Annotated in this window: 16 protein-coding genes, 1 other RNA gene and 1 pseudogene; 16 read left to right on the top strand and 2 right to left on the bottom strand. The window is 45.3% G+C overall.

Annotated elements, in window-relative coordinates:
* Window positions 1-168: 168 nt before the first annotated feature.
* From rnr to ASF12_RS09030, 10 genes are all read left to right on the top strand, one after another.
* The gene (rnr, locus tag ASF12_RS09075; protein ID WP_056032467.1) at window positions 169-3,348 is read left to right on the top strand and encodes a ribonuclease R; all 3,180 of its coding nucleotides are present in this window, start codon (window positions 169-171) and stop codon (window positions 3,346-3,348) included.
* A gap of 274 nt (window positions 3,349-3,622) precedes the next feature.
* Complete coding sequence (locus ASF12_RS09070; RefSeq protein ID WP_028609190.1) at window positions 3,623-3,823, top strand: cold-shock protein; 201 nt, start codon at window positions 3,623-3,625, stop codon at window positions 3,821-3,823.
* A gap of 192 nt (window positions 3,824-4,015) precedes the next feature.
* A complete protein-coding gene (smpB, locus tag ASF12_RS09065) occupies window positions 4,016-4,495 on the top strand; it encodes an SsrA-binding protein SmpB (protein ID WP_056032466.1) in 480 nt (159 codons plus the stop codon).
* Between the two features lie 210 nt (window positions 4,496-4,705).
* Window positions 4,706-5,071: a transfer-messenger RNA gene (gene ssrA, locus ASF12_RS33250) on the top strand.
* Between the two features lie 307 nt (window positions 5,072-5,378).
* The gene (locus ASF12_RS09060; protein WP_056032463.1) at window positions 5,379-6,473 is read left to right on the top strand and encodes an endonuclease NucS domain-containing protein; all 1,095 of its coding nucleotides are present in this window, start codon (window positions 5,379-5,381) and stop codon (window positions 6,471-6,473) included.
* Between the two features lie 499 nt (window positions 6,474-6,972).
* Window positions 6,973-7,905 (top strand): 5'-nucleotidase, encoded by a 933-nt coding sequence (locus tag ASF12_RS09055; protein ID WP_056032461.1) that lies wholly within the window; start codon window positions 6,973-6,975, stop codon window positions 7,903-7,905.
* A gap of 132 nt (window positions 7,906-8,037) precedes the next feature.
* The gene (locus tag ASF12_RS09050; protein WP_056032458.1) at window positions 8,038-9,726 is read left to right on the top strand and encodes an S-layer homology domain-containing protein; all 1,689 of its coding nucleotides are present in this window, start codon (window positions 8,038-8,040) and stop codon (window positions 9,724-9,726) included.
* Between the two features lie 1,767 nt (window positions 9,727-11,493).
* Entirely contained in the window at window positions 11,494-13,920 is a 2,427-nt protein-coding gene (locus ASF12_RS09040; protein ID WP_235533085.1) for a glycoside hydrolase family 6 protein, read from the top strand.
* 410 nt (window positions 13,921-14,330) lie between these two features.
* Window positions 14,331-14,621 carry a transposase gene (locus ASF12_RS09035; RefSeq protein ID WP_327204911.1) on the top strand — a complete coding sequence of 97 codons (291 nt, stop codon included), beginning with the start codon at window positions 14,331-14,333 and terminating at the stop codon, window positions 14,619-14,621.
* A 496-nt stretch (window positions 14,622-15,117) separates the two neighbouring features.
* Window positions 15,118-15,351 (top strand): hypothetical protein, encoded by a 234-nt coding sequence (locus ASF12_RS09030; RefSeq protein ID WP_056032451.1) that lies wholly within the window; start codon window positions 15,118-15,120, stop codon window positions 15,349-15,351.
* Window positions 15,352-15,491: 140 nt separating this feature from the next.
* On the opposite strand, the gene ASF12_RS09025 is transcribed toward ASF12_RS09030, so the two are convergent.
* Window positions 15,492-16,148, bottom strand: a complete 657-nt coding sequence (locus ASF12_RS09025; RefSeq protein WP_235533084.1) for a hypothetical protein — start codon at window positions 16,146-16,148, stop codon at window positions 15,492-15,494.
* Window positions 16,149-16,262: 114 nt separating this feature from the next.
* Between ASF12_RS09025 and ASF12_RS09020 the strand changes: the two genes are divergently transcribed.
* Window positions 16,263-16,901: a hypothetical protein gene (locus ASF12_RS09020; RefSeq protein ID WP_155972897.1), complete on the top strand. Its 639-nt coding sequence runs from the start codon at window positions 16,263-16,265 to the stop codon at window positions 16,899-16,901.
* 40 nt (window positions 16,902-16,941) lie between these two features.
* Here the strand turns inward: ASF12_RS09020 and ASF12_RS09015 are convergent, their stop codons facing one another.
* On the bottom strand, window positions 16,942-17,796 hold the full coding sequence (locus ASF12_RS09015) for a DNA-primase RepB domain-containing protein (protein WP_056032446.1): 855 nt from the start codon (window positions 17,794-17,796) through the stop codon (window positions 16,942-16,944).
* Between the two features lie 758 nt (window positions 17,797-18,554).
* Here ASF12_RS09015 and ASF12_RS09010 point away from each other — a divergent pair.
* The 5 genes and pseudogenes from ASF12_RS09010 to ASF12_RS08990 all read left to right on the top strand — a co-directional run bounded on the left by ASF12_RS09010 (window position 18,555) and on the right by ASF12_RS08990 (window position 22,706).
* On the top strand, window positions 18,555-20,075 hold the full coding sequence (locus tag ASF12_RS09010) for a helix-turn-helix domain-containing protein (RefSeq protein WP_162241885.1): 1,521 nt from the start codon (window positions 18,555-18,557) through the stop codon (window positions 20,073-20,075).
* Window positions 20,076-20,286: 211 nt separating this feature from the next.
* Window positions 20,287-20,721 (top strand): MerR family transcriptional regulator, encoded by a 435-nt coding sequence (locus ASF12_RS09005; RefSeq protein WP_056032441.1) that lies wholly within the window; start codon window positions 20,287-20,289, stop codon window positions 20,719-20,721.
* Between the two features lie 7 nt (window positions 20,722-20,728).
* Window positions 20,729-21,268: pseudogene (locus tag ASF12_RS09000) on the top strand (aldo/keto reductase); the annotation flags it as partial.
* 165 nt (window positions 21,269-21,433) lie between these two features.
* On the top strand, window positions 21,434-21,613 hold the full coding sequence (locus tag ASF12_RS08995; RefSeq protein WP_056032437.1) for a hypothetical protein: 180 nt from the start codon (window positions 21,434-21,436) through the stop codon (window positions 21,611-21,613).
* A gap of 274 nt (window positions 21,614-21,887) precedes the next feature.
* Complete coding sequence (locus ASF12_RS08990) at window positions 21,888-22,706, top strand: methyl-accepting chemotaxis protein (RefSeq protein ID WP_056032434.1); 819 nt, start codon at window positions 21,888-21,890, stop codon at window positions 22,704-22,706.
* Window positions 22,707-22,754 lie beyond the last annotated feature (48 nt).

The raw sequence follows: 22,754 nt of genomic DNA, 5'->3' as shown, positions 1-22,754 counted from the left end.
GTATTGAATGCAAAAAGTGGGGGAGCTTCCTCCACTTTTTTTGTTTTTTCGTTGTTTCGCGGATGCGATTGGGTAATTTCGTGTATACTAATTGGTATATGATAATCTATCAACCGGTTGCAAGTGCTGATAGAATGGCCTCCGGTATATGAGGTGACGAGGAAACTAATGACACAAGAGCAGGAATTGCTTGATTTTATGCGGGAGACCGCTTATAAACCGATGACTTATCAGGAGCTGGAGCAGCATTTTGGCGTGATGGAGGCTGCTGATTTCAAAGCTTTTTTGCAGCTGCTTACCCATCTGGAGGATAGCGGAAAAATCCTCCGTACGAGCAATGACCGTTATGGCGTTCCGGAACGGATGAATTTGCTGCGCGGAAAATTGCAGGTGCATGCGAAAGGCTTCGCATTTCTGCTTCCTGACGACAAAGAGCATCCTGACATTTATATTCACGCCAATGATCAGCTCAGCGCGATGAACGGCGATATTGTCCTTGCGCGCGTGACGTCCAAGAGCCAAGCTGGAGGCCGCCTGGAGGGCGAGGTAGTCCGCATTGTGCAGAGAGCGGTTACACAGGTGGTCGGCACTTTCGAAAGCCATGAAGTGTATGCCTTTGTTGTGCCGGATGACAAACGGATTAACCGCGACATTTTCATCGCGAAAAATGAATTTAAAGGCGCTGTGTCCGGTCAAAAGGTTGTCGTGCGCATCGTTACCTATCCAGAAGGCCGTTCAGCGGCACAAGGCGAAATTATTGAAATTCTTGGCCATAAGGATGACCCAGGCATCGATATTTTGTCGATTATCCGCAAGCATCAGCTGCCGGAAGGCTTTCCGGAAGAGGTGGATGCAGAGGCAGAAGCGGCTCCTGATTCGATTACCGAGGAAGAAATTGTAGAGCAGGGCCGTCGTGACCTGCGCAATGAGGTCATTGTAACGATTGATGGCGAGGATGCCAAGGATCTGGATGACGCCGTCCATGTGAAGGTGCTGGACAACGGCAATTATTTGTTGGGCGTCCATATCGCAGACGTCGGCTATTATGTGCGTGAAAACTCCGAGCTCGATCAAGAAGCTTTCCGCAGAGGCTGCAGCGTTTATTTGGTGGACCGCGTCATTCCGATGCTGCCTCATCGCTTGTCGAATGGCATTTGCTCGCTTAATCCGCAAGTAGATCGGCTGACGCTTTCCTGCGAGATGGAGTTTGATGCCAAGACGCTGAAACGCGTGCGCCATGATGTGTTTACGAGTGTTATTCGTACGAAGGAGCGCATGACGTATACGAACGTTCGCAAGCTGCTGACTGCTACCGAAGAGGAACCGCAAACCGAGCTGAAGGAGCGCTACGCTGATTTGCTGGATATGTTCACGCTGATGGAGCAGCTGGCGATGAAGCTTCGCAAGCAGCGGATGAAGCGGGGCGCGATTGATTTTGACTTTCAGGAGTCGAAGGTCATCGTTGATGAGCAGGGCAAGGCCGTCGATATTGTGAAGAGGGATCGTTCAGTTGCGGAGCAGATCATTGAGGAATTTATGCTTGTGGCGAACGAAACGGTTGCCGAGCATTTCCACTGGCTGCGCGTTCCTTTCCTATACCGGATTCATGAAGACCCGGATCAGGAGAAGCTGATGCATTTCATGCAGTTTGCTGCGAACTTCGGTTATGTAGTGAAGGGCAAAGGCAACTCGGTCCATCCGCGTGCGCTGCAAATGCTATTGGAGGAAATCAAAGGCGCGAAGGAAGAGACGGTCATTTCCACCGTTATGCTTCGCTCGATGAAGCAGGCGAAATATGATGCGCAAAGCTTGGGACATTTTGGGCTGGCAGCGGAATTTTATTCGCATTTTACTTCGCCTATTCGCCGGTATCCGGATTTGGTTATCCACCGTGTCATTCGCGAGGTGCTGGAGGGCGGCGGAGCGCTCAGCGAGAAGCGCAATGAGGCGCTGACTGCACGCATGCCGGATATCGCGCAGCATTCATCTGAGCGTGAGCGGGTAGCGGCTGATGCCGAGCGTGACACCGAGCAGATGAAAAAATGCGAATTCATGCTTGATAAAATAGGCGAGGAATTCGATGGCATTATCAGCAGCGTAACCAGCTTCGGGATGTTTGTCGAGCTGGATAATACGGTGGAAGGGCTTATTCGTCTGAGCGATCTGACGGATGATTATTACCACTTCCAAGAGCAGCATATGGTGCTTATCGGCGAACGTACTTCCAAGGTGTACCGGATTGGCGATGAGGTGAAAATCCGCATTGGCAATGTGAATATGAATGACCATACGATTGATTTTGAAATGGTCGATATGAAGCCTCGCAGCGGTTTTAAAGGCATCGCTGATGCTGGGTTCGGCGCATCGCGCGGCGGGCGCGGGCGCAGCGGCGGCTTTAACAAAGGCGGACGCAGCAGCGGTGGCGGTGCGGGCACCGACACTAGAGCGAAGGGCGACAGTACCGCTGCTGGCAGCAAGGGCGGAAATGGCGGCTACGGCGGCTTTAAAGGCAAGGGCGGCAAAGGCGCCAAAGCGGGCAATGGAGCGAGAGGCGCCAGAGCCGGGAATGAAGGGCATGGAGGAAGAGCAGGGAAAAGCGGCAGAGCAGGGAACAGCGGTAAAGCAGGAGCAAGAGATGGCGGCCAGCAAAGCAGCGGTCTGGCCGGAAATGGGCAGAACCCGTGGCAGCTGGATGGTGCTGCTGCCGGGGCGCGTCGTCGCGGCAAGCGCGACGACATTGGTGCGGGGCAGCGGCGCGAGGGTGATGGCGCCGCGCCGGGGTTGTCGGACGCGCTAAGCCGTCCGGCAGGAGAGAGCCAGCGCCAGGATAGCGGCGCTGGTGAGGAGCAGCTGTGGTGGAACTCAGCTGCTCAGGCTGGCGGAGCCGGCCAAGGCGCGAAGCGCCAGCGCAAGGGCGCTGGGCGCGGAGCTGCGCCAGGCGCAAGCGGCGGCGGGAACGCGCCGCGCCGCGGGCGCAAGGGCGACGCTGGCGGCAGCTTTGCGCCGGCGGAGCAGACGCAGCGGATCGTGCGGGCGGAGTCGCAGGATCGAGGCGAAGGGCGCGGCGGCGAAGGCGCGCCGCGCACGGATATGTGGGGGCTGCCGATTAGAGGAGGTAGCCGTCGCAGCGATGACGGCGAGCGAAGCGGCGGAGCTGGCCGTGGTTTTGAAGGCGGCAAGCGGCGCCAGGCGGCGCAGCCAGGCTCAGCGCCAAGCAGTGCCAATCCTGGTGGGCAGGCTTTCCCAGACGCTGTTGGAGCAGGCGGAGAAGCGGCTAAGAGGAAGCGCAAGAAGAAAAACGGAGGCAACAATTCAACGGCTGCTTTTGTTAGAAAAAAACGTAAATAAAACAAAATAGTTGTAAAGTCCCTTGCATCAGCGCTGCCCCTCATACAGAGGCTCAGCAGCGCTGGTACAGCGGGCCAAGCTTTAGAAATTATTTAAGCTTGTCGCTTGCTTTTTGAATATGGGTATAGTACACTCAAAGCAATTGATGATATGGACCTGAATTCACATATTGAAAAGGGTGTCATTACAGTCATGGACCTTTTTCAATGTGTGAATTTTTTGTTTCTCAAAACGAAACAGGCGCATATTAATTTTATTTTTGGAGGTTTTACAAATGCAACAAGGTACAGTTAAATGGTTTAACGCTGAGAAAGGCTTTGGCTTCATCGAAGTTGAAGGCGGCAACGATGTATTCGTACATTTCAGCGCAATCACTGGCGAAGGCTTCAAAACGCTGGAAGAAGGACAACGCGTAGAATTTAACGTTGTTCAAGGCAACCGCGGACCACAAGCTGAAAACGTAGTAAAACTGTAGTAGTTTAATCAACTGCGAAATTTAGCCGCTTTCGACCGTAAGGTCGGAGCGGCTTTTTATGCTTTTGACGAGCAAACCATATTTTATAATATGGCAGCTGCTTTCTTGCTTTCATTTTCAAAAATTGCTACAATATATATCTAGCGGCTTTTTCAATTTTCTGGAGCTAATGATGATGTCGAGGTGATAAGAATGGGCAAGAAAAACGACGGCAAGCAGCTTGCGCAAAATAAAAAAGCTTCCCATGATTATTTCATCGAAGACACGTATGAAGCGGGAATGGTGCTAATGGGGACGGAAATTAAATCGCTCCGCAACGGACGAGCCAATATTAGCGACGCATTTGCGACGATACGTAACGGCGAAATTTTCATCCACAACTTGCATATCAGCCCTTTCGAGCAGGGGAATCGTCACAATCCAACGGATCCGACGCGTGCCCGCAAGCTGCTGCTTCATAAAGCTCAGATTCACAAGCTGCTCGGCCAATCCAAGCAGGAAGGCTATTCGATTGTGCCGTTGAAGATTTACGTGCGCAATGGTTACGCGAAGCTTCTAATTGGGCTAGGTAAAGGTAAGAAGCAGTTCGACAAACGCGATTCCGCGGCAAAGCGTGATGCCCAGCGTGATATTCAGCGTGCGCTGCGCGAGAAGCAGAAGATTATACGTTAAGCGCGAAGATCCTGAGTGCAAGCGCAAAGTTGAGCGTCTGTAGATTTTCAAGGAAAGCGTGTTGAATTTTACTAACAGTACCAATAACATTTTAGGGATTATTCCTTGAATCGTGTTATACTAACAAAGTAACGAAGCAAGTTCTTAGCTAAATGATGATCTGGTTGCGGCTCTTATGAGCTGGCAAGGATGAGTCATTTATGCCAACTCGGGGGCGTTCTTGGATTCGACGGGGATAGGACGAGCGCGGGTTGCGGGTAGTGGGGACGCGTCCACTTCATCAACGCTAAAGCCTATTAAATGGCAAACAACAAACAAACTACGCTTTCGCAGCCTAAGAAACTGTGAGCGTGCTCCTACCTAGCATCGCCCATGTGACTAGACTAGGGGCTAACAAGTAGTGGGATACGCTGTCTCATCTCCGCCTGGGGTGAGCTGAAGAAGACAATCAGGCTGACCTTGGAAGAAGCCGGTTACGGGGCGTCCTCCTGGGTGACATCAAAATCGTGACTACACCCGTAGATGCCTGTGTGGCGTGATCTTCGGACAGGGGTTCGACTCCCCTCGCCTCCATATGTAGTACCAGTGACGGACACCATTCGGTGTCCGTTTTTGTTTGCTTGGAATCAAAGTGCAATTTAAGGTAATAAGTTTTTCCACCTGGTATGATGAAGGGAAAAGGTGATAATACAATCGCTTTCTCAATGTATAGCTCAAGAAAAGACTTGTATAATCAATGATAAGCTAGTCATAAGAATCGGATGCTTTTTGAATTTAAACCGTTATGGTTTGTTCGGTACTGTCTAATAACACTCGGGCTTAGAGCTAATAGTAGAGTTATAATGATATTAGTTGAATTTTAAAACGAAATGAGATGAGTATAATGGCTATCAAGCATGGAATATGGAGAGTTGCTGGTGATGAGGTCAGACAAGTAAAGAATATTACGTTAGATTTGGAAATCGAACTTGAAAATATCATTCAATCAAACCCAGCTATACTGGATGACAATTGGCTGATCATCGGAAGACAAGTCATGACCGAGTTTAATACATACATTGATTTATTAGCAATTGATAATAGCGGCTCTATAATCATTATTGAATTAAAAAAACATAAGACAAGTCGAGAAGTTGTGGCACAGGGCCTGGACTATGCATCATGGGTTAAGAACTTGTCAGCAAGTCAAATATCTGCAATATATGAGACTTATATAGCTAGATACTCTCAAAAACAAAATAGTTTAGAGGAGGAATATTATGATAAATTTAAGATTAACCTCGAAGAAGAAAGTATTAATCACTCCCATCAGATCGTTATTGTAGCAACTGAATTGGATTCAAGCACAGAAAGAATTGTAGAGTATCTAAGTGATTCTTTAATACCGATAAACGTCATCTTCTTTACTGTTTTTGAAGAGGATTCTACTAAATATATAAGCCGTGCATGGATGATTGATCCACAAGAAACCTTAGACAATGCATCTATCGTAGTTAAAGATAAGGAGCCTTGGAACGGAGAGTATTATGTATCTTTCGGTGATGGAATAAATCGTAGTTGGCCTGATGCTTTAAAATACGGATTTATCTCAGGCGGCGGCGGGGAGTGGTACTCACGTACACTTAATCAGTTGTCTATTGGAGACCGTGTTTGGGTTAACATTCCTGGTATTGGTTATGTTGGTGTTGGAAGTGTTACGGATACAGCTAAAAAGGCAGATGAAGTTTTCTTCCAAGAAAATGGAAAGGAACAGAATATATATCAGCTTAGCAATAATGCAAATTACTTTCAAGACTTCTTGTATGACGATGATAGGGCCGAGTTCATTGTGAAAGTGAACTGGATAGAGGCTCTGCCTGCGAATAAAGCTATATCTGAGATTGGATTTTTCGGAAACCAAAACACCGTTTGTAAGCCGCGTGCTTCCAAATGGGTTCATACCATTAACCGTTTAAAAGGCATTTGGCAAATACAATAAAATAAAAACAAAATAACCTGTGTGCGTGATTCTAACCTGTATTGGATCGCCCATGTGATAGAATTAGGGTCTAACAAGTAGTGGGATACGCTGTCACATCTCCGCTTGGGGTGTGCTGAAGAGGATAATCAGGCTGACCCAACGTATAGCCGTTTACGGGTCGATACTCGGGTGACATCAAATTCGTGACTACGCCCGTAGAAGCCTGTGTGGCGTGATCTTCGGGCAGGGGTTCAGATTCCCTCGCTCTTGTGAACCCTTGTCCCTGTAAAACCACAACTAATAATACTGGATAGGGGCCAACGTGTTTGTGGCTAAAGAAGTACCTGACTTACGTCAATGCGACGCTGGTAGGTACTTTTTTGTTTATAAGTGGAGGAATGTGGAAGATATTGTCGAATCAATAATGTAATATTATATGAGATAATAATCAACGGGAAAGGACTGGCTTTTCCTCACTGGAATTTACTATCTCACATTTAACAGTAAGGGGGAGAACATGCCTTTTCCAATTGAAGAAAAGTTTGTAGTAGCTGTCGCTTCGAGTGCCCTTTTCAACTTGAAGGAGTCTGACAAGGTATTTAAGGAAAAGGGAGAGGAAGAATATCGCCAATATCAACATGATCATGAACAGGATGTGCTAGAACCGGGAGTTGCTTTTCCATTGATCAAACGTTTACTCATGATCAATGGTGATGATCCGACCGACCAACCGGTTGAGGTCGTGCTATTGTCGAGGAATGATCCCGATACGGGTCTTCGTGTTTTCAAATCTATTCAACATTATGGACTTACCATATCGCGTGCTGCATTCGTTGCAGGATCGAATCCTTTCATTTACATGAATGCATTTAACGCTTCATTATTTCTTTCGGCAGATCCTAACGATGTGCGATCTGCCATCGAAATGGGCTTGCCAGCCGCCCAGGTGTTTCCTACTGAATTTGTTGATGATGAGAAAGAGTTGGAGCTTCGGATTGCGTTTGACTTTGATGGTATCATTGCAGACGATTCAGCGGAAGGGATTTATCAGGCTCTTGGAATGGAAGGCTTTCATGAGAATGAGAGACAAAAGGCAAGTGAAGCCCTGCCGCCCGGACCGCTTTTTAAATTCTTTGGTGAAATAGCCGTTCTTCAGCGACGTGAATGGAAAAAGAAGCAGAAGGATAATGCTTATTCCCCACGTATTCGAATAGCTATAGTAACTGCTAGAAATGCACCAGCACATGAACGCGTAGTAACCACACTAAGAACTCTTGGTATACTGGTCGATGAAGCTTTCTTCCTTGGCGGAATAGAGAAGGGGAGAGTATTAAAGGTATTTCGTCCACATATCTTTTTCGACGATCAGGTAGGTCATATTGAGGGAGTATCGAGTGTTTCTCCAACTGCGCATGTTCCTTTTGGGGTTGCTAATAAGGTTGAATCGTAGACACCTCCCCCAAAAACATCCTAACTAATACATAGCGGCGAATTGTGTTTTTGCACAGCATTGGTGGCTTATTTCTAATTAATACGGTCTGTCCTATGGATCAAGTTTCTTTCGGAGGAGTAGGTACCAACTATGAAAAAAGGATTATTGGCATATCTTGTTACTATGGCGCTATTTTTCTCTTTAGTTCCTTCTAATGTATTAGCAGCAGAAAGAAAATTCGGAGATACGATTGCTAGTGCGAACGGACGTGTACTTGCAATCCAGAAAGATGGGAGTCTGTGGTATTGGGGAAAGGGCACATTTAATGATTCTAGAGGTGATCAATCTCCTCAACGAGCAAGCAAATCCAAATTAATGGATGATGTCATAGCCGTATATGGAAATTGGTGGAGTAGTTTTGCCATTAAATCAGATCACAGTCTATGGTCTATACAAAGTGATGAAAACGACCAAGGCGTTACAAAACCCATTAAAGTAATGGAGGGGGTTCGAGAAGCTACTGCTTCGTACAGTAAAGTGTTAGTACTGAAAACAGACGGAACCGTATGGGTGAAGCCTGCCTATGCAGACAACAAGAGTTTCAAACAAGTTATGTCTGGAGTAAAACAAATCAGTGCTAATCTTAATTGCTATTATGCTTTGAAAGAGGATGACTCACTCTGGGGATGGGGAGATAACTATTCTGGCGGATTAGGAATTAAGACGCAAGAGGTTGATATAATCGCACCAGTTAAAATAATGATGGATGTAAAAAGCGTTCACGGGATTGGCAGTAACGCATTTGCAATTAAGAAGGACAGCACCCTTTGGGGTTGGGGCAAGAATGAAGATGGTCTCCTATTTACAGGTAAAGGAGAGACGTGGGCGTTTAAGCCCTATGCTGATGGAAGTCAAAGTATAGTGAAGGCACAGTTTACACCTGTTAAGATTATGAGTGATGTTATAAAGGTCGATGGACGCAATCACATAGCTGTCATTAAAAAGGATCATAGTCTATGGACCTGGGGCGGTAATCAAGAAGGACAGTTAGGGGATGGCTCAACAGAGTCGCGTTATACACCTCAAAAAGTTCTTGATGATGTCATAGATATTACGGCAAAAGCGGCTTTTACGTTCGCATTAAAATCCGATGGCAACCTGATGGGCTCTGGATCTAATGGTGTGGGAGAATTAGCTCTTGACACATTCGATTACGATCCTCATCCTACACCTATTCAGATAATGGATAACGTCGCAATCCCTTATACGACGGCTTCCTTTCCGTCGGTTTGGGCCAAAGACGATGTATCTTTTGCGATTAAAAATAAACTATTACCTTTGTCGATGCAATCTGGATATGAGAAAAATATAACACGAGGAGAATTTATATCCTTAATTGTCCCATTAATAGAAACAACAACAGGCAAGGAATTAGATACAATCATGAATGAGAAAGGCTTGAAATTGGCAGAACCCTTTAATGATACAGACGACAATAACATTTTAAATATAGCTGCATTCGGTATAATTACCGGAGTTGGAGATGGTAGGTTTAATCCGAATGGTCTTATAACCAGAGAACAAGCGTCACTTATTTTAATGAAAACGTCAAAATTTATCGGAATAGACAGCGAGATTAGGGTAGATTCCAATAAATCCTTCACCGATCATAATCAAATTTCTGCTTGGGCGGAAGAATCAGTTTATTTTTGCACAACAAATGAAATCATGAAAGGCACAGGGAATAATAATTTTAGTCCAAAGGCCCATTATACAAGAGAGATGAGCGTAATTACAATCGTTCGATTGTACGGTCAAATTTCAGGTCAAGTTACCTAAACTGCATCGTGATACACGGTTATAACTGCACCTAGGGTGTGCTGAAGACTACCAAGGTCTAGAGTGGGGAGGCTTTCCGAAGGTGACATCAAAATCGTGACTACACCCGTAGATGTCTGTGTGGCGTGATCTTCGTACAGGGGTTCGCTGAGGTCTCTATTCTTCTGAATTTTAATTATGCTGCAATGAATATATATATTGAAGTTTCTTGGAGGCTTACAAGGCTCACTCAGAAAGAGGTCATCGTTACATTGAGGAAGTCGTTGTAATCGATACGTTTGCTGATTCATCAGAAGCCCTTCGCCGGTACAGTCAACTTCATCGGGAAGAGCCTAGTCGTGAATATTGCTTCTTTCACACCTCTCGATCGGAATTAGAAGCGAGGGAACGCTATGTTGGAATCAGAGGACCGGGCAGTACACCCGTAGAAGCAAGCGTGGTGTGGTTTTCGGATAGGACTTCAAATCCCCCAACAATCAATATGCAAATCCCGACCGCACAAGGTCGTTTTTTTTTCTGTCCAGTTGTCTAACTTTTACGATAAAGGGCTTCTAGGATTTTTCATATGGTAAAAGCCCGGTATACGCATGACTCTTGATAAATTGGTTAATAGTGGATCGGAGCTGAATTTGTTTATAAACGCCCTCTTCAATTGCGGTACTCTCTGCTTTGTGCGCAGAGCTAACAGATGGTAGTGGCCATTTTTATTTCTTTTAACTGTAATCCATTGAAGCTGTTCTTCAGGGTAGGGTTGAATTGATTCGAGAAGATGATGGTTATAAAAGATGGCGCAATGGCAGCCTTTGATATCCATGAAAATCTGCGTAACAGAAACGAAACCTATGATCTGCTTTTCAAAAATCAGTCTAGCGGGTTGAAACGCTGTTATGAAAATACATAGGACATAAAGCCATTGATTGCGATTGCGAGGGGATTTTACTTTGACAGAAAGCCTCGAATCCTGGTCGCTGGTCAGGGGCAAGGCGCAATTGAGGCCTGGATGAAGAAGTTGGGCTCAATCCGGAAAAAGCAAGCGCTATTCAAGCTGAGCAAAAAGCTCAAACATGGCTATCTTATATTAATATATTCGCGACAACTATCTTGACTAACACCGATCAGAAGTCCGTTCACATTACATTAAACTAAAATATATAATAATAAAAACAAAATGTAATAAAATAATGAGTTTTTAAAAAGGGTATAAGAAATATACTAGAGTATATATTCGTTCATAGATTTCATAAGGTGTTTACAAGCGGGATAAAGATGGAGATACGGCCGTGATTGGGATGGGAAGGGGGTTATCTAAATTATCATCTAGTTTTTGGTATTAAATATAAATAATTTTAATTGATTCAATTTACAGCAAAATATCCATAAAGTATAATTGATTCATAAGGAGGTGAACATGCGCTGTGAAGTCTATATCGAGGATAAGCCTTTTTTAAAAGCTTAAAAAGTAAGCGCTTTCTTTTTTGGAGCCCGGTTACATGTCCTGAAGCTTTTACACCGATGATTACCCGCATTTACCCACAAGCGGTACCCCTCACCAAGGAAACTGATTTGCATATTTAGTCACTATTTCTATTGCTCTGTTTGCAGCTTTAAAGGCTATCTGCCCACCTTATTGCAAGCGCTATCATTTTAGCCGGAGGTGAAAATTCACAGTTCATCCGTACGTTCTCTAGGGTGCATACACATCATGCCGAGACAGAGGATCAATTATGAATATTTAATAAATCTAACCAAAGGAAAGGTGGATCCATGATGATGAAATTGAAAACTAAATTTAATGGCGGTAAGGCTCTCCGTGAAGGTATAAAGCAAATACTTGTAATAGCGCTGCTTGTGGTGGGGATTTTCCATGGCATGGCCCCGGGGGCGATCCAGGCTGCGGAAGCGCATCAGAATAATCCGTTTGTCGGAGCTACAGCGTACCTGAACCCGGATTATTCCGCCCTTGTCGATACATCCATCACGCTTACCAGTGACACGTCGCTAAAAGCAAAGATGGAAACGGTCAAATCTTATCCAACTGCAGTCTGGATTGACCGAATTGCCGCCATTAATGGCGGGGCGAACAATGCCGGACGCAAAAGTATCGAGGAGCATCTGGATGCTGCTCTGGCTCAAAAGAAAGTGGGTACTCCGATTACCGCTTCATTCGTCATTTACAATCTGCCGGGCCGGGACTGCCATGCGCTGGCGTCCAACGGTGAATTGCCACTGACGCAGGCCGCATTGCAGACGTACAAAACGGATTATATTGATGTCATCGCAGGTATTTTTGCCAAACCCAAGTATCAGGACATTCGCATCATTGCCATCATTGAACCGGACAGTTTGCCTAACCTGGTCACCAATCTCAATACACCAGCCTGTGCTCAAGCCAGTTCGACAGGCATCTATGAAGCTGGCGTGAAATATGCACTGGACAAGCTGCATGCCATTCCGAATGTGTACAACTACCTGGATATCGGTCACTCCGGCTGGCTCGGATGGGATAACAACCGGACAGCTACTATCTCGCTGTATACGAGCGTTGTCCAGGGGACAGCGGCTGGCCTGAATAGCGCAGACGGCTTCATTACCAACACGGCGAACAGCACTCCGCTGAATGAACCGAATCTGCCCAACCCGGATCTGAACATCGGAGGACAACCGATCAAGTCGTCCAAGTTTTATGAGTGGAATCCGTATTTTGACGAAACCGATTTTACGGCTGCATTGTATAGCGGGTTTGTGCAGGCAGGCTGGCCGGCCAGCATAGGCTTCCTGATTGATACCAGCCGCAATGGCTGGGGAGGGGTAAACCGTCCGACATCGGCTACAGGCAGTGATATTAACACCTACGTGAATTCCGGGCGTGTCGATCGCCGGGATCACCGGGGGAACTGGTGCAACAACAGTGGAGCAGGCATAGGTGAAGCACCTAAGGCAGCACCGGGACCTGCCCATCTGGATGCCTATGTGTGGGTCAAGCCTCCGGGTGAATCCGACGGTTCCAGTTCGGAAATTCCAAACAATGAGGGCAAGGGCTTCGACCGGATGTGTGATCCAACGTTTACAACTCGTGATGGTGTATTGACGGGGGCGCTTCCTAACGCTCCGGTATCTGGCCATTGGTTCCATGATCAATTCGTCATGCTGGTGCAAAACGCATTCCCTGTTCTTCCGGCCACCAATGGCGGCGGAACGACGGCTCCAGCAGCTCCGGCAGCACTGACTGCGACAGCAGGCAATGCACAGGTATCATTGAGCTGGACGGCTTCCGCAGGAGCAACGAGCTATAACGTGAAGCGGTCGCTGAGTGCGTCCGGACCGTTTACCACCGTTGCCGCCAATGTGAGCGGCACATCGTACACCAATACGGGTCTGACCAACGGGACGATCTACTATTATGTGGTCAGCGCCGTGAATACCGCAGGTGAAAGCGCGAATTCGGCTGTAAAAAATGCTGTGCCGGTAGCTGGAGCCATCGCTCCTGCTGCACCTACTGCATTGACGGCCACAGCAGGCAATGCACAGATCGGCCTATCCTGGACGGCTTCTGCAGGAGCGACCAGTTATAACGTGAAACGCGCGCTGAGCGCGTCCGGTCCATTCACTACCGTTGCTGCCAATGTGAGCGGCACTTCTTACACGAATATAGGTCTGACCAATGGTACAACCTATCACTATGTTGTGACTGCTGTGAACGCTGCGGGGGAAAGCGCCAATTCTGCCGCTGCTTCCGCAACTCCGCAAAGCGTGGTTGTTCCGACCAGCGATCTGGTCTTGCAATATCGTGCGGGAGATACCAATGCGACAGACAACCAGATCAAGCCGTATTTCAATATCAAAAACATTGGCAGCACGGCTGTAGATCTGAGTGATCTGAAAATCCGTTATTACTTCTCGAAGGAAGGCACCGCAGCTATGGACTCGGCCATTGACTGGGCTCAGGTTGGCGGTACCAACATCCTGCGCACGTTCACCGATACGTATGTAGAGCTCAGCTTCACTTCCGGAGCCAGCGCGATCCAGGCAGGTGGACAATCCGGGGATATCCAGCTCCGCATGTACAAAACGGACTGGACCAACTTTGACGAAACGAATGATTATTCCTACGATCCAACCAAAACATCCTATCAGGACTGGAACAAGGTGACCCTCTATAAAGGCGGCAGCCTAGTGTGGGGAATTGAGCCTTAAAGGACAGAAAAAGAAACTCCAGAGTTGATTGCCGAATCGGTCAGAGTTAAAGACGAGTAAGATGCTGTGCAGGCCATAGGAATGTATCTAGGCCGTGAATACGAAGTAAGGACGTATGCAGACGTTGGGGATTTTATTGTTTATTAGCTGATGAAGGATTTTTTGCAGGCACGTGTTGAAGAGCATTAGTATTAAGAATTAGCATCAGGGGATATATAAATGTCTAAATGGTTATAAGCAATTGCTGGAGAGGTAAGAAGTTTTTTATTTACAACATGCTTCCAAGAATAAATGATTCCACCTATCTAAAATTCTGCTCAACATGCGGCGGGGAATTGTTGTTTTGCACAACCACGGTTCGCCTCCATACTACAAAAGGGGCTGTCCAGAAAGTCGGTGAAAGCTGACTACTGGACGCCCCGTTTTTATTAGATGCATGCCGAGGGATCGAAAAGCTGCTGCGAGAAAACATCCCCGCGATGTGGCTGGCCGAGATGCAGCAGCCGGACTTCCGTACCTTAAACGACTTCCGAGGCGTGCGCATGAAAGCATTCATGGATGAGTTGTTTGAAACGATGACCCACAAGCTCATCGCAGATCACTACATCACGATGGAGAGCTACTTTCAGGGCGGTACAAAGATCGAAGCCGATGCTAACAAATATTCGTTTGCGTGGAAAAAAATCCACGCTGCGCTTTGAGGAAAAGATCAAGGTAAAGGTGCAGGAGACCCTTGCGCATATTCATACCCTCACGCAGCAAGAAGCTGGCGAATAGGCCGCTACAGATCCAAATGAGCTTCCTGCAAAGCTTGAGGAAACAGCAGCTGTGCTGGAAGAAGCGGTGTTGAGTACTTTTATACCAAAATTGTTAATTCAATAGCAATCGGAGAAGCAGTCACTCAAAACTTTCAAGTTGAAATTGGAAATATGGATTATGGGTTGGAAATGCAAGGGATAATAGGTTTTAATCTACTAAAACGAATTGGAGCAAAAATCGACGTTGATGCAATGAAAATAATAGTGGATTAGCCAGCGGGTAGTGGGATACGCTGTCTCGCCTCCGCCATGAAAACCCAGTCCGCATGAGGGCTGGGTTTTGTGTTGGAAAGGTTTTTCGGAATAGAATCCGTATTTGTCTGAAGGCATGATATAATGAAGTATTCCGATCGATTAGGAACGAGAGAGGAAACTCGATATGAACAGATTTGAAGACTGGAATCTAAAAGTAAAAAAGACGTTTAATGCAACGAGCAACTTAGTTGTATTAACCGTTACGGAGGCAGGAGGATTAATGGGTCTCTCCAAAGATCAAATGAAGGTCTTCGTGGATAAATATCACTTAACAAAAGTCCCGATCATGAGAAGTGCCCATAGATACCTGTTACTGAAGTGTGAAATAGACGAAATTGTAGCGAATAGGGCCGTTTAGTACAGGGCGCTGCCGCAGACGAAGTCAAAACAATGATTACACCCATAGAAGCAAGAGTGGCGTGATCTTCGGATAGGGGATCGATTCCCCTCGCCTCCATATTGCAAAATCCACAACCGAATCCGGTTGTGGATTTTTAATTAATGTTGATTATTGAATAGGGGTTCCGTTCTAAGCAAATAGTTACCCCTTACCTCTGCAGCCCAATTGGCAAAGACCTCTCTCCATTGAACACTGTTAAAGAAATCGTCTACGGATTGGTTGTCGGAATCCCAATCGATAAATATGTTGAGAGGTGTGATTCCTCCAGCCCAAACGCCATTATTGACGTCAGTTCCCCGCTCTCTAACTAATAATATTGGAATTCCGAATTGAAAAGCCATGGCAGGCTCGATTTGAGAAAAAGTCGATCCTTCCCAGAACGGAGTGCTCGTCGGCGGCTGCCCCACATTGGATTGAAGAATTTCCACAAAAAATCTGCGGAAGTTGATCGCGAGCAAGCCGTAGCTTGAAAAAACCAAGCGTCGTATATTCGTGAGGATGCTCTCTGGATATTGTTCACTTACAGGCAATGTGCGGGGAAATAGCAATGCCTCTTCAATTTCTGCAACAAGACGGTTCAGAAATTGTCCTTGCAGGTCATTTACCGTATTGGTTGTACTCAAAAATATAGGAATTCGAAAAGCGCGATCCACGCATTCATCGATAGCCGATGTTGTGCCCTTTTCATTATCGGTAGGCTTAGGATTTGTGGAGGTGGAGGTTATATTCAACCCCAGTCTATGTGCATTAGCCATTAGCCCATTTGTGTTACTGGCATAGCCTTTACGATGAGAACCTATTTGTGTTTGCCAAGACACCATTCTGCAGATACTATTAACCTGATAGTAAACAAGGAGTGTGATCGTTAAGTGGAGGAGAGAGGAACTGTAGTCTCAATGTTGTCCTCGCAGACTGGAGATTCGACGCAGCAATCGAATGAAAATGTAGCGTTAATGTGCAAAGAAACCCCAACCCTATTAAATCAAATTGCAGAAGGCTTATTACATACCGACGTGAAAATTGCGGGAGATTGCGCAGAAGTTTTTACAAAGGTAGCAGAAACTCACCCTCACCTAGTTACGCCATATGCCAAGCAGCTACTCTCCTCGATTCATCACAAACATACACGGGTGAGATGGGAGTCCATGCATGCTGTTGCTCTCATAAGTTTTAGCATACCTAATCGAATTTTCGATGTACTTGAAGAAATACAAGAACGGATGTTTTTGGACCAAAGTACAATCGTAAAAGATTATTCTATCCTTTGCTTGGGGAATCTGGCATCCTGCGGTGAAGCGGAAGCCAAAATGATTCTGCCGATATTAAAGAAGGGACTCCTTCAATTAGAGGAGAAATTTCTATCTAAATTGTTAACGGCCATGATTGGAATCGCTAAGGTCTCCCCGAGTTTAGCGGCCGAAGTTTTGGTGTATGGATATGATTATGAAGTCCATCCCAAAAGCTCCGTTCAAAAGGCGGCGAAGAAGTTAGTAAAAGCAGCAAAATAGACCTCCGATTATGAGGCGTCATTTGCTTAAGCTATATAAGCTAATTAAAGGGTTTTAAAGCTAGAGATTGAATAATTTCTGCTTGGGAGAAAGGTTTTTTCCTGCCCAATTGTTTAACCCTTACCATAAAGGGGCTTCTAGGATTTTTCATATGGTAAAAGCCAGGTATGCGCATGACTCTGGATAGATTGGTTATCATGGGATCAGAGCTGAATTTTTTGGCTAAAGCTTTTTGAATAGGAACGAATTTGCTTACGGAGCCACCTTGGATAACCCAGTAGATGTGATATCCGTTTTTAGTTTCGACAATCATCGTATCCTTAATGTGAGTCTTGAACTTTTTAATAAATGCGTTCTTCAATTTAGCTACTCTCTGTTTTTTTCGCAGAGCTAGCAGGTGGTATTGGCCTTTTTTATTTTTTTTAACCGTAATCGATTGAAGCTGTTCTGCTGGGTCGGATTGAATCGTTTCAATCATCTGTTTGACCTGTTCTTTGGTGTCTAAATGCACGGAAATCTTGTTTAGATCTACATCGATAAACTGTGCTCTGATTTTTTTGAAATCACTAGTCTTTGATTCTCGGTAATTGATCTCCATAAATACGGCATAACCTTTCTTATTTTGACTGAGAACATGTATGCGTTTATTCCTCTTGGTAAAGAGTGTGAATTGAGGAGTATGGCTTTCAAGTAGACTTAGCGGTTTATGAAGTGTCATGGCTGGGTGCTTGGAAGTGGAACTGTATTTTGTATTTTTGTTCTTATCGTCATGGACTAAAATGAAATTCAGTTGTTCGTTCTGCTCGCAGCCTAGTTTTTTTATAAAATAGCGTGCATGACTGGAGAACCTCTTCAAATTTCTCGAATATGTCGTTGAGCCTAAACGTTTTGCCATTGAACCCCATCTCCTTTAGAGCATGCGTCACACTTTCGATTCTTTTCTAAACAATCATATTCTGGAAAGAGGACACAAGTGTAAGGAGCAGTACCCATTTTTCAACATGTGATAGGCTAATCAAATAGTCAGGGCGTTTGCTAGGGCGCTATCAAAGCGGTGACTTCACCCAAAGATGCCTGTGTGGCGTAATTATGAAAAAGAAATAAAAAAGAGCGGCTTTGAAAAGTGCATACCCATCCAATGCGGAAGATTCGCAACGAGAACCTAATGTTTTTCAAAATAATAAAAAAGCTCTCAAGATAAAGAAATTGGGCGAGTGGGCGAAGTTCGCCAAGACAGAGAGAGGGGGATTGCGTATGGATTGGGAAGCCCACATCGAACGGTGGAGCCGAGCCGCTGTTAGACTGCTGGATATTCGGCAGTATGGTGTAGAGAAAGGAACGGTTCCTGATCGCTTTGTGACGCATACGAGCTTTTTCGTAGTTACTACCCATGGAGAGGCAAGAGTGAGTCTGTCGGGAACGGTCTATCGCACTCAGCCCCTTCACATTTTGCACGGAGGGAAGGATGCGGAGCTGGATTTTATGCCGCTAGGAAACGACTTTGCCTGCTATTTGCTTCTTTATAAAGCCGAGTGTGAATCGTCGGAGGATGGAGAGGGCTTCCATATGCCGTATGCATTCACTCCTTATGCGTCGCTGCCTCTACGGGAAAAGTGCCAAACCATGCATCACTTATGGCAGCAGGCAACCCCGATGGACAAATTGCAGGCGCAGTCTGTTTTTCTTCCGTTTGTGTATGAGGTTATGCGGCAAGTCCGCACGTTGGCAAAGGAAAACAGCAGACCGAACTTAGTAACCGAAGCGATACACTATATTCAAGAGCATTACAGGGAGTCAATTACCGCCGAGGAATTGGCCGGGATTTACAGCTGCAGCGCGAGCTACTTGTCTCGTTTGTTCAAAAACCAGATTGGGGTCGGTCCGATTGAATATCTGATTCATGTACGCATTCACAAATCAAAGCAGCTTCTGCTGAAATCGGAGGCACGTATCCAGGAAATAGCTAGCAGCATTGGCTATGCGGATGTCTATTATTTTAGCCGCTTATTCAAGAAGCATACGGGCTGCTCTCCGCTTCAATTTCGGGAGGACAATCGGCGGGCTGTTCAGAATAATCCATTACGTCTGTTAAAATCGTCTATTGTAACCCCAAAGCTTGTTTCCCATAATGAGAATGAGATTTGTTATCAATGCAATGGGGAAGGGGACACATCAATGTTTAGATTTTCAAGACCCGCGTTTGGAGCAATGTTGCTATTATGCACAGCCTTGCTGCTGAATGCTTGTCAGACAGGCAGCAATACAGGCAGCAATACAGGCAGTAATACAGGGGCGGCGGAATCCCAGCCTGCTTCTGCAGGTGTCGCTACAGAAAGTGCAGCTGCAGAAACACGCATTTACGAGCATTTGAAGGGCGAAACAGAAATTCCTGTAAAACCTCAGCGGGTGGTCAGCCTCTATCATTTAGGTGAGCTGATGGCGATTGGGGTAAAGCCAGTAGGCGCAACCACCTACATTCTGAGTAATCCGCTGTTAAGTGATACTTCCGGTATTGAGGACATTGGTATTCCGCCTGATCCGGAGAAGATTCTCTCGCTGGAGCCCGACCTGATTGTTACAACGGCACCATTCGCAGAGGCAGTAGAGGGCGGGTACGAAGCACTGAGCCAGATCGCCCCAACCATTGTTGTAGAACAGCACAACGATCCGATAAAAGATGTTGAAATGTTTGGCGATATTCTTGGCAAGCAAGAGGAAGCTAAGCGATGGAATGAGGCATTTGCGACAAAGATAGCCGATTACAAGGAGAAGATTGCCCCGTTTATTGGGGCGGATGAAACCTTCTCGATTTTGAATGTGCGTCCTGATGCCGTTTTTATTTACGGTGATACCAATATGGGGGGCAACATTCTTTACAGGTACCTGGGTTTAAAGCCAACCGAAAAAATAAAGAATGATGTTATCAATGGAGAAACATGGGAAATATCTACTGAGGTCATTCCTGATTTCATAGGTGATCGGTTATTTCTAGCTGTGAATGAAGGAGCAGAGGAAGAATTGAAGAAAGTGGAGAAGCTAATTAAAAACTCACCAGCAGGGAAAGCAGGAAAGATCTACAATATTGATTTCGATACATTTCTTCTCAGTGATCCGATCTCAGTAGAACATCAGTTGAATATCATTGTTGATTTGCTGGTTGTAGGCAACAAATAAAAGAATAAATGCTTCTTGCCTCTGCTATGTAAATCCACAACCGCTTAAGGTTGTGGATTTTTGCTTTTCATCGACACCAAGCTTTAGAATAAGCTTCCTTTGCTACTTGTAGATTGTAGTTGATCACGTTCTCTATTATAAAAAATCCTCTTATGGTGAAGAACCTGTAGCATGCATCAGAAAATCAAAAATGAAGGAGGGAAGCAAGAACATGGCCTTCTCTATAAAAGAAGCATCGGAGCGGCTAGGCTGCCCGGCACATACCATTCGTTATTATGAGAAGGAAGGTTTGCTCCCGTTCATTAAGAGAGATAAGCATGGGAATCGTCTGTTTGAACAAGATCATTTAGATTGGATAAGACTGATGACATGTTTTCGGGCAACGGGAATGAAGCTGTCTTTATTGAAGCAAATGGTCAATCTCGCATTAGATGGAGACTCCACCATTCCGCAAAGAAAAGCTATTCTTAACCAGTACAAAGAGGATTTATACAAACGCCAGAGTGAGCTTGAAGAAGCTCTTGATGCTGTAAATAACAAGCTGTCCATCTATGAGGATATTGAATTGGGAAGGGCTAGTTCAGAAAGTGAACTGTTAAATCAAATGGAATCTCAGCAGCATATACCAACCGATAGAGAGAGGTAAATTTATGAGAACAAGAAAATTAGGCAATAGTGAATCAGCTTCCACCATTCGTCGTGCACATGCGGTACATCCCATTTCCGCATTAGAAAGTGAATATTCTCTTTGGAGCCGGGATATTGAAGATGAGATTCTCCCTACTGCAAGAGAATTAGGAATTACCCATGTTGCTTACAGTCCGCTGAGCAGGGGCTTTATTACAGGTGAGCTTCGAAGTTTTGAAGATTTAGCACCTAATGATCTTCGTAGATATATGCCGCGTTTCCAGGGTGATAATTTCAATAAAAATGTAGAAGTCGCAGACAAAATTAAGGAAATTGCCCAAGAAAAAAATTGTACTCCTTCGCAATTGGCCATCGCATGGACCTTGGCAAATGGTGCACTACCGATTCCGGGCACCAAAAGAATAAAATATTTAGAGGAAAATGCAGCTTCCGTGGATGTTGAACTAACTTCTCAGGACTTGCTTCGTATTGGAGATGTTAGCCCTAAACATGTCGTTCATGGTACCCGATATATGAAAGAACAGATGACCCTGCTTGATGGGTAAGATAAAAAAACGAACAGTGACTCTCTTCCGTGGAGAGTCACTGTTTGCATTTTATAATGGTGATTATATATGACATTCTAGAACTTGACAGGAAAGAGGAAATTAAAGTAATTTTATAGAGGAATCCATGTAATATTCATTCTGGTTGGAGAGGACGAAGTCGTAATGGTTGCTAATTGGTGGTTGGCTCTTATTATTATGGTTGTGTTTAATGGAATTGTAGCTTGGACTTTATTTATAGGACAAGAGCCCGTAAGTCGAAGAGCCAAAAAGTGGTTGTTTATCGTTGCAAATGTTATTGCGCTTGTGCTTGCTGTCTCTCAATTTTTTTGGATGGATTTTTAGAAAAACCACTAACCAGTGTATGGGTTGATGGCTTTTAATTATTTTTTTAATAGAGCGCAGCTACAAAATGGTATTTATATTCTTACTTCAGCTCATACTTCGCAAGACTCGTACCCATATCCAGATAAAAGGTAGTTGCATTCAGGGAGCGAATCTTCTCACAAACCTTCCGTTCATCAATCAGACCACGAATAAATAGCGTATTTTTGTTTTCTGCGATATATTTAAAATGCTAAAGCTTCTATATATAGACATGGATAGGGGAAACACCAAAATGAACAGCATAGAATCTCTTGAAGCTTTGATTACCATGGTTCCTATCTTTAAAGCAGCAGTTCCTGCAGAATTATCGATTGCTATTTGTGATACAGAAAAATTTATTGCTTATTGGGCTGGCGAAAATATTGATTTGCACATACGTGTTGGTCAACTGCTGCATCACGAGGAACCGCTAATGCATGCGATTCGGAATAATGTAGCGCTAAGGGCAGAAGTTCCTGCCACCTTTTATGGTTTTGAATTTATTGGGACGGCAACACCACTCCACGACTCTAATGGAAATGTAATCGGCGGCATAGCTATTCAGCTTCGAAAACAGAGCGAATTAATAGCCATTGCGGACCAAATTTCTTCTTCACTATCGCAAGCTAACAATCAGCTCTCACAAGTTGCAGATAGCTCGGTAACACTGGCAGAGTCTGCCCAGCAGCTTCTTTCCCTCTCCCATCAGACGGTAGAGCAGGTAGATGAAGCGGGTAAAGTTGTATCTATTGTCAGAAAAGTAGCGGACCAGACGAACTTATTAGGCATTAATGCGGCGATTGAAGCAGCACATGCAGGGGATCGAGGAAAAGGCTTTGGCATTGTAGCCAGTGAAATACGGAAATTGTCCAATGAGACGCTTACTTCTACAAACGCGATTCAGCATACTCTGAAAACATTTGAAGAGGCAATAAGCGGTATGCGTGCCTCTATCGAAGGTATGACATCCATCGTGGATCAGCAGGCTATATCTTCCCGGCAGGTTTTGACCTTTATTGAAGAGGTTCATCGCATGTCGGAGCAGCTTAATCAATTCGCAAAGAAGTTATAACCCATCGTCATGAAAAAGAGCAGAGCACCGTACCAGGTGCTCTTTTTG

Source organism: Paenibacillus sp. Leaf72, assembly GCF_001422685.1.
Lineage (GTDB): Bacteria > Bacillota > Bacilli > Paenibacillales > Paenibacillaceae > Pristimantibacillus.
This window is presented reverse-complemented; position numbering and strand designations above follow the sequence as displayed.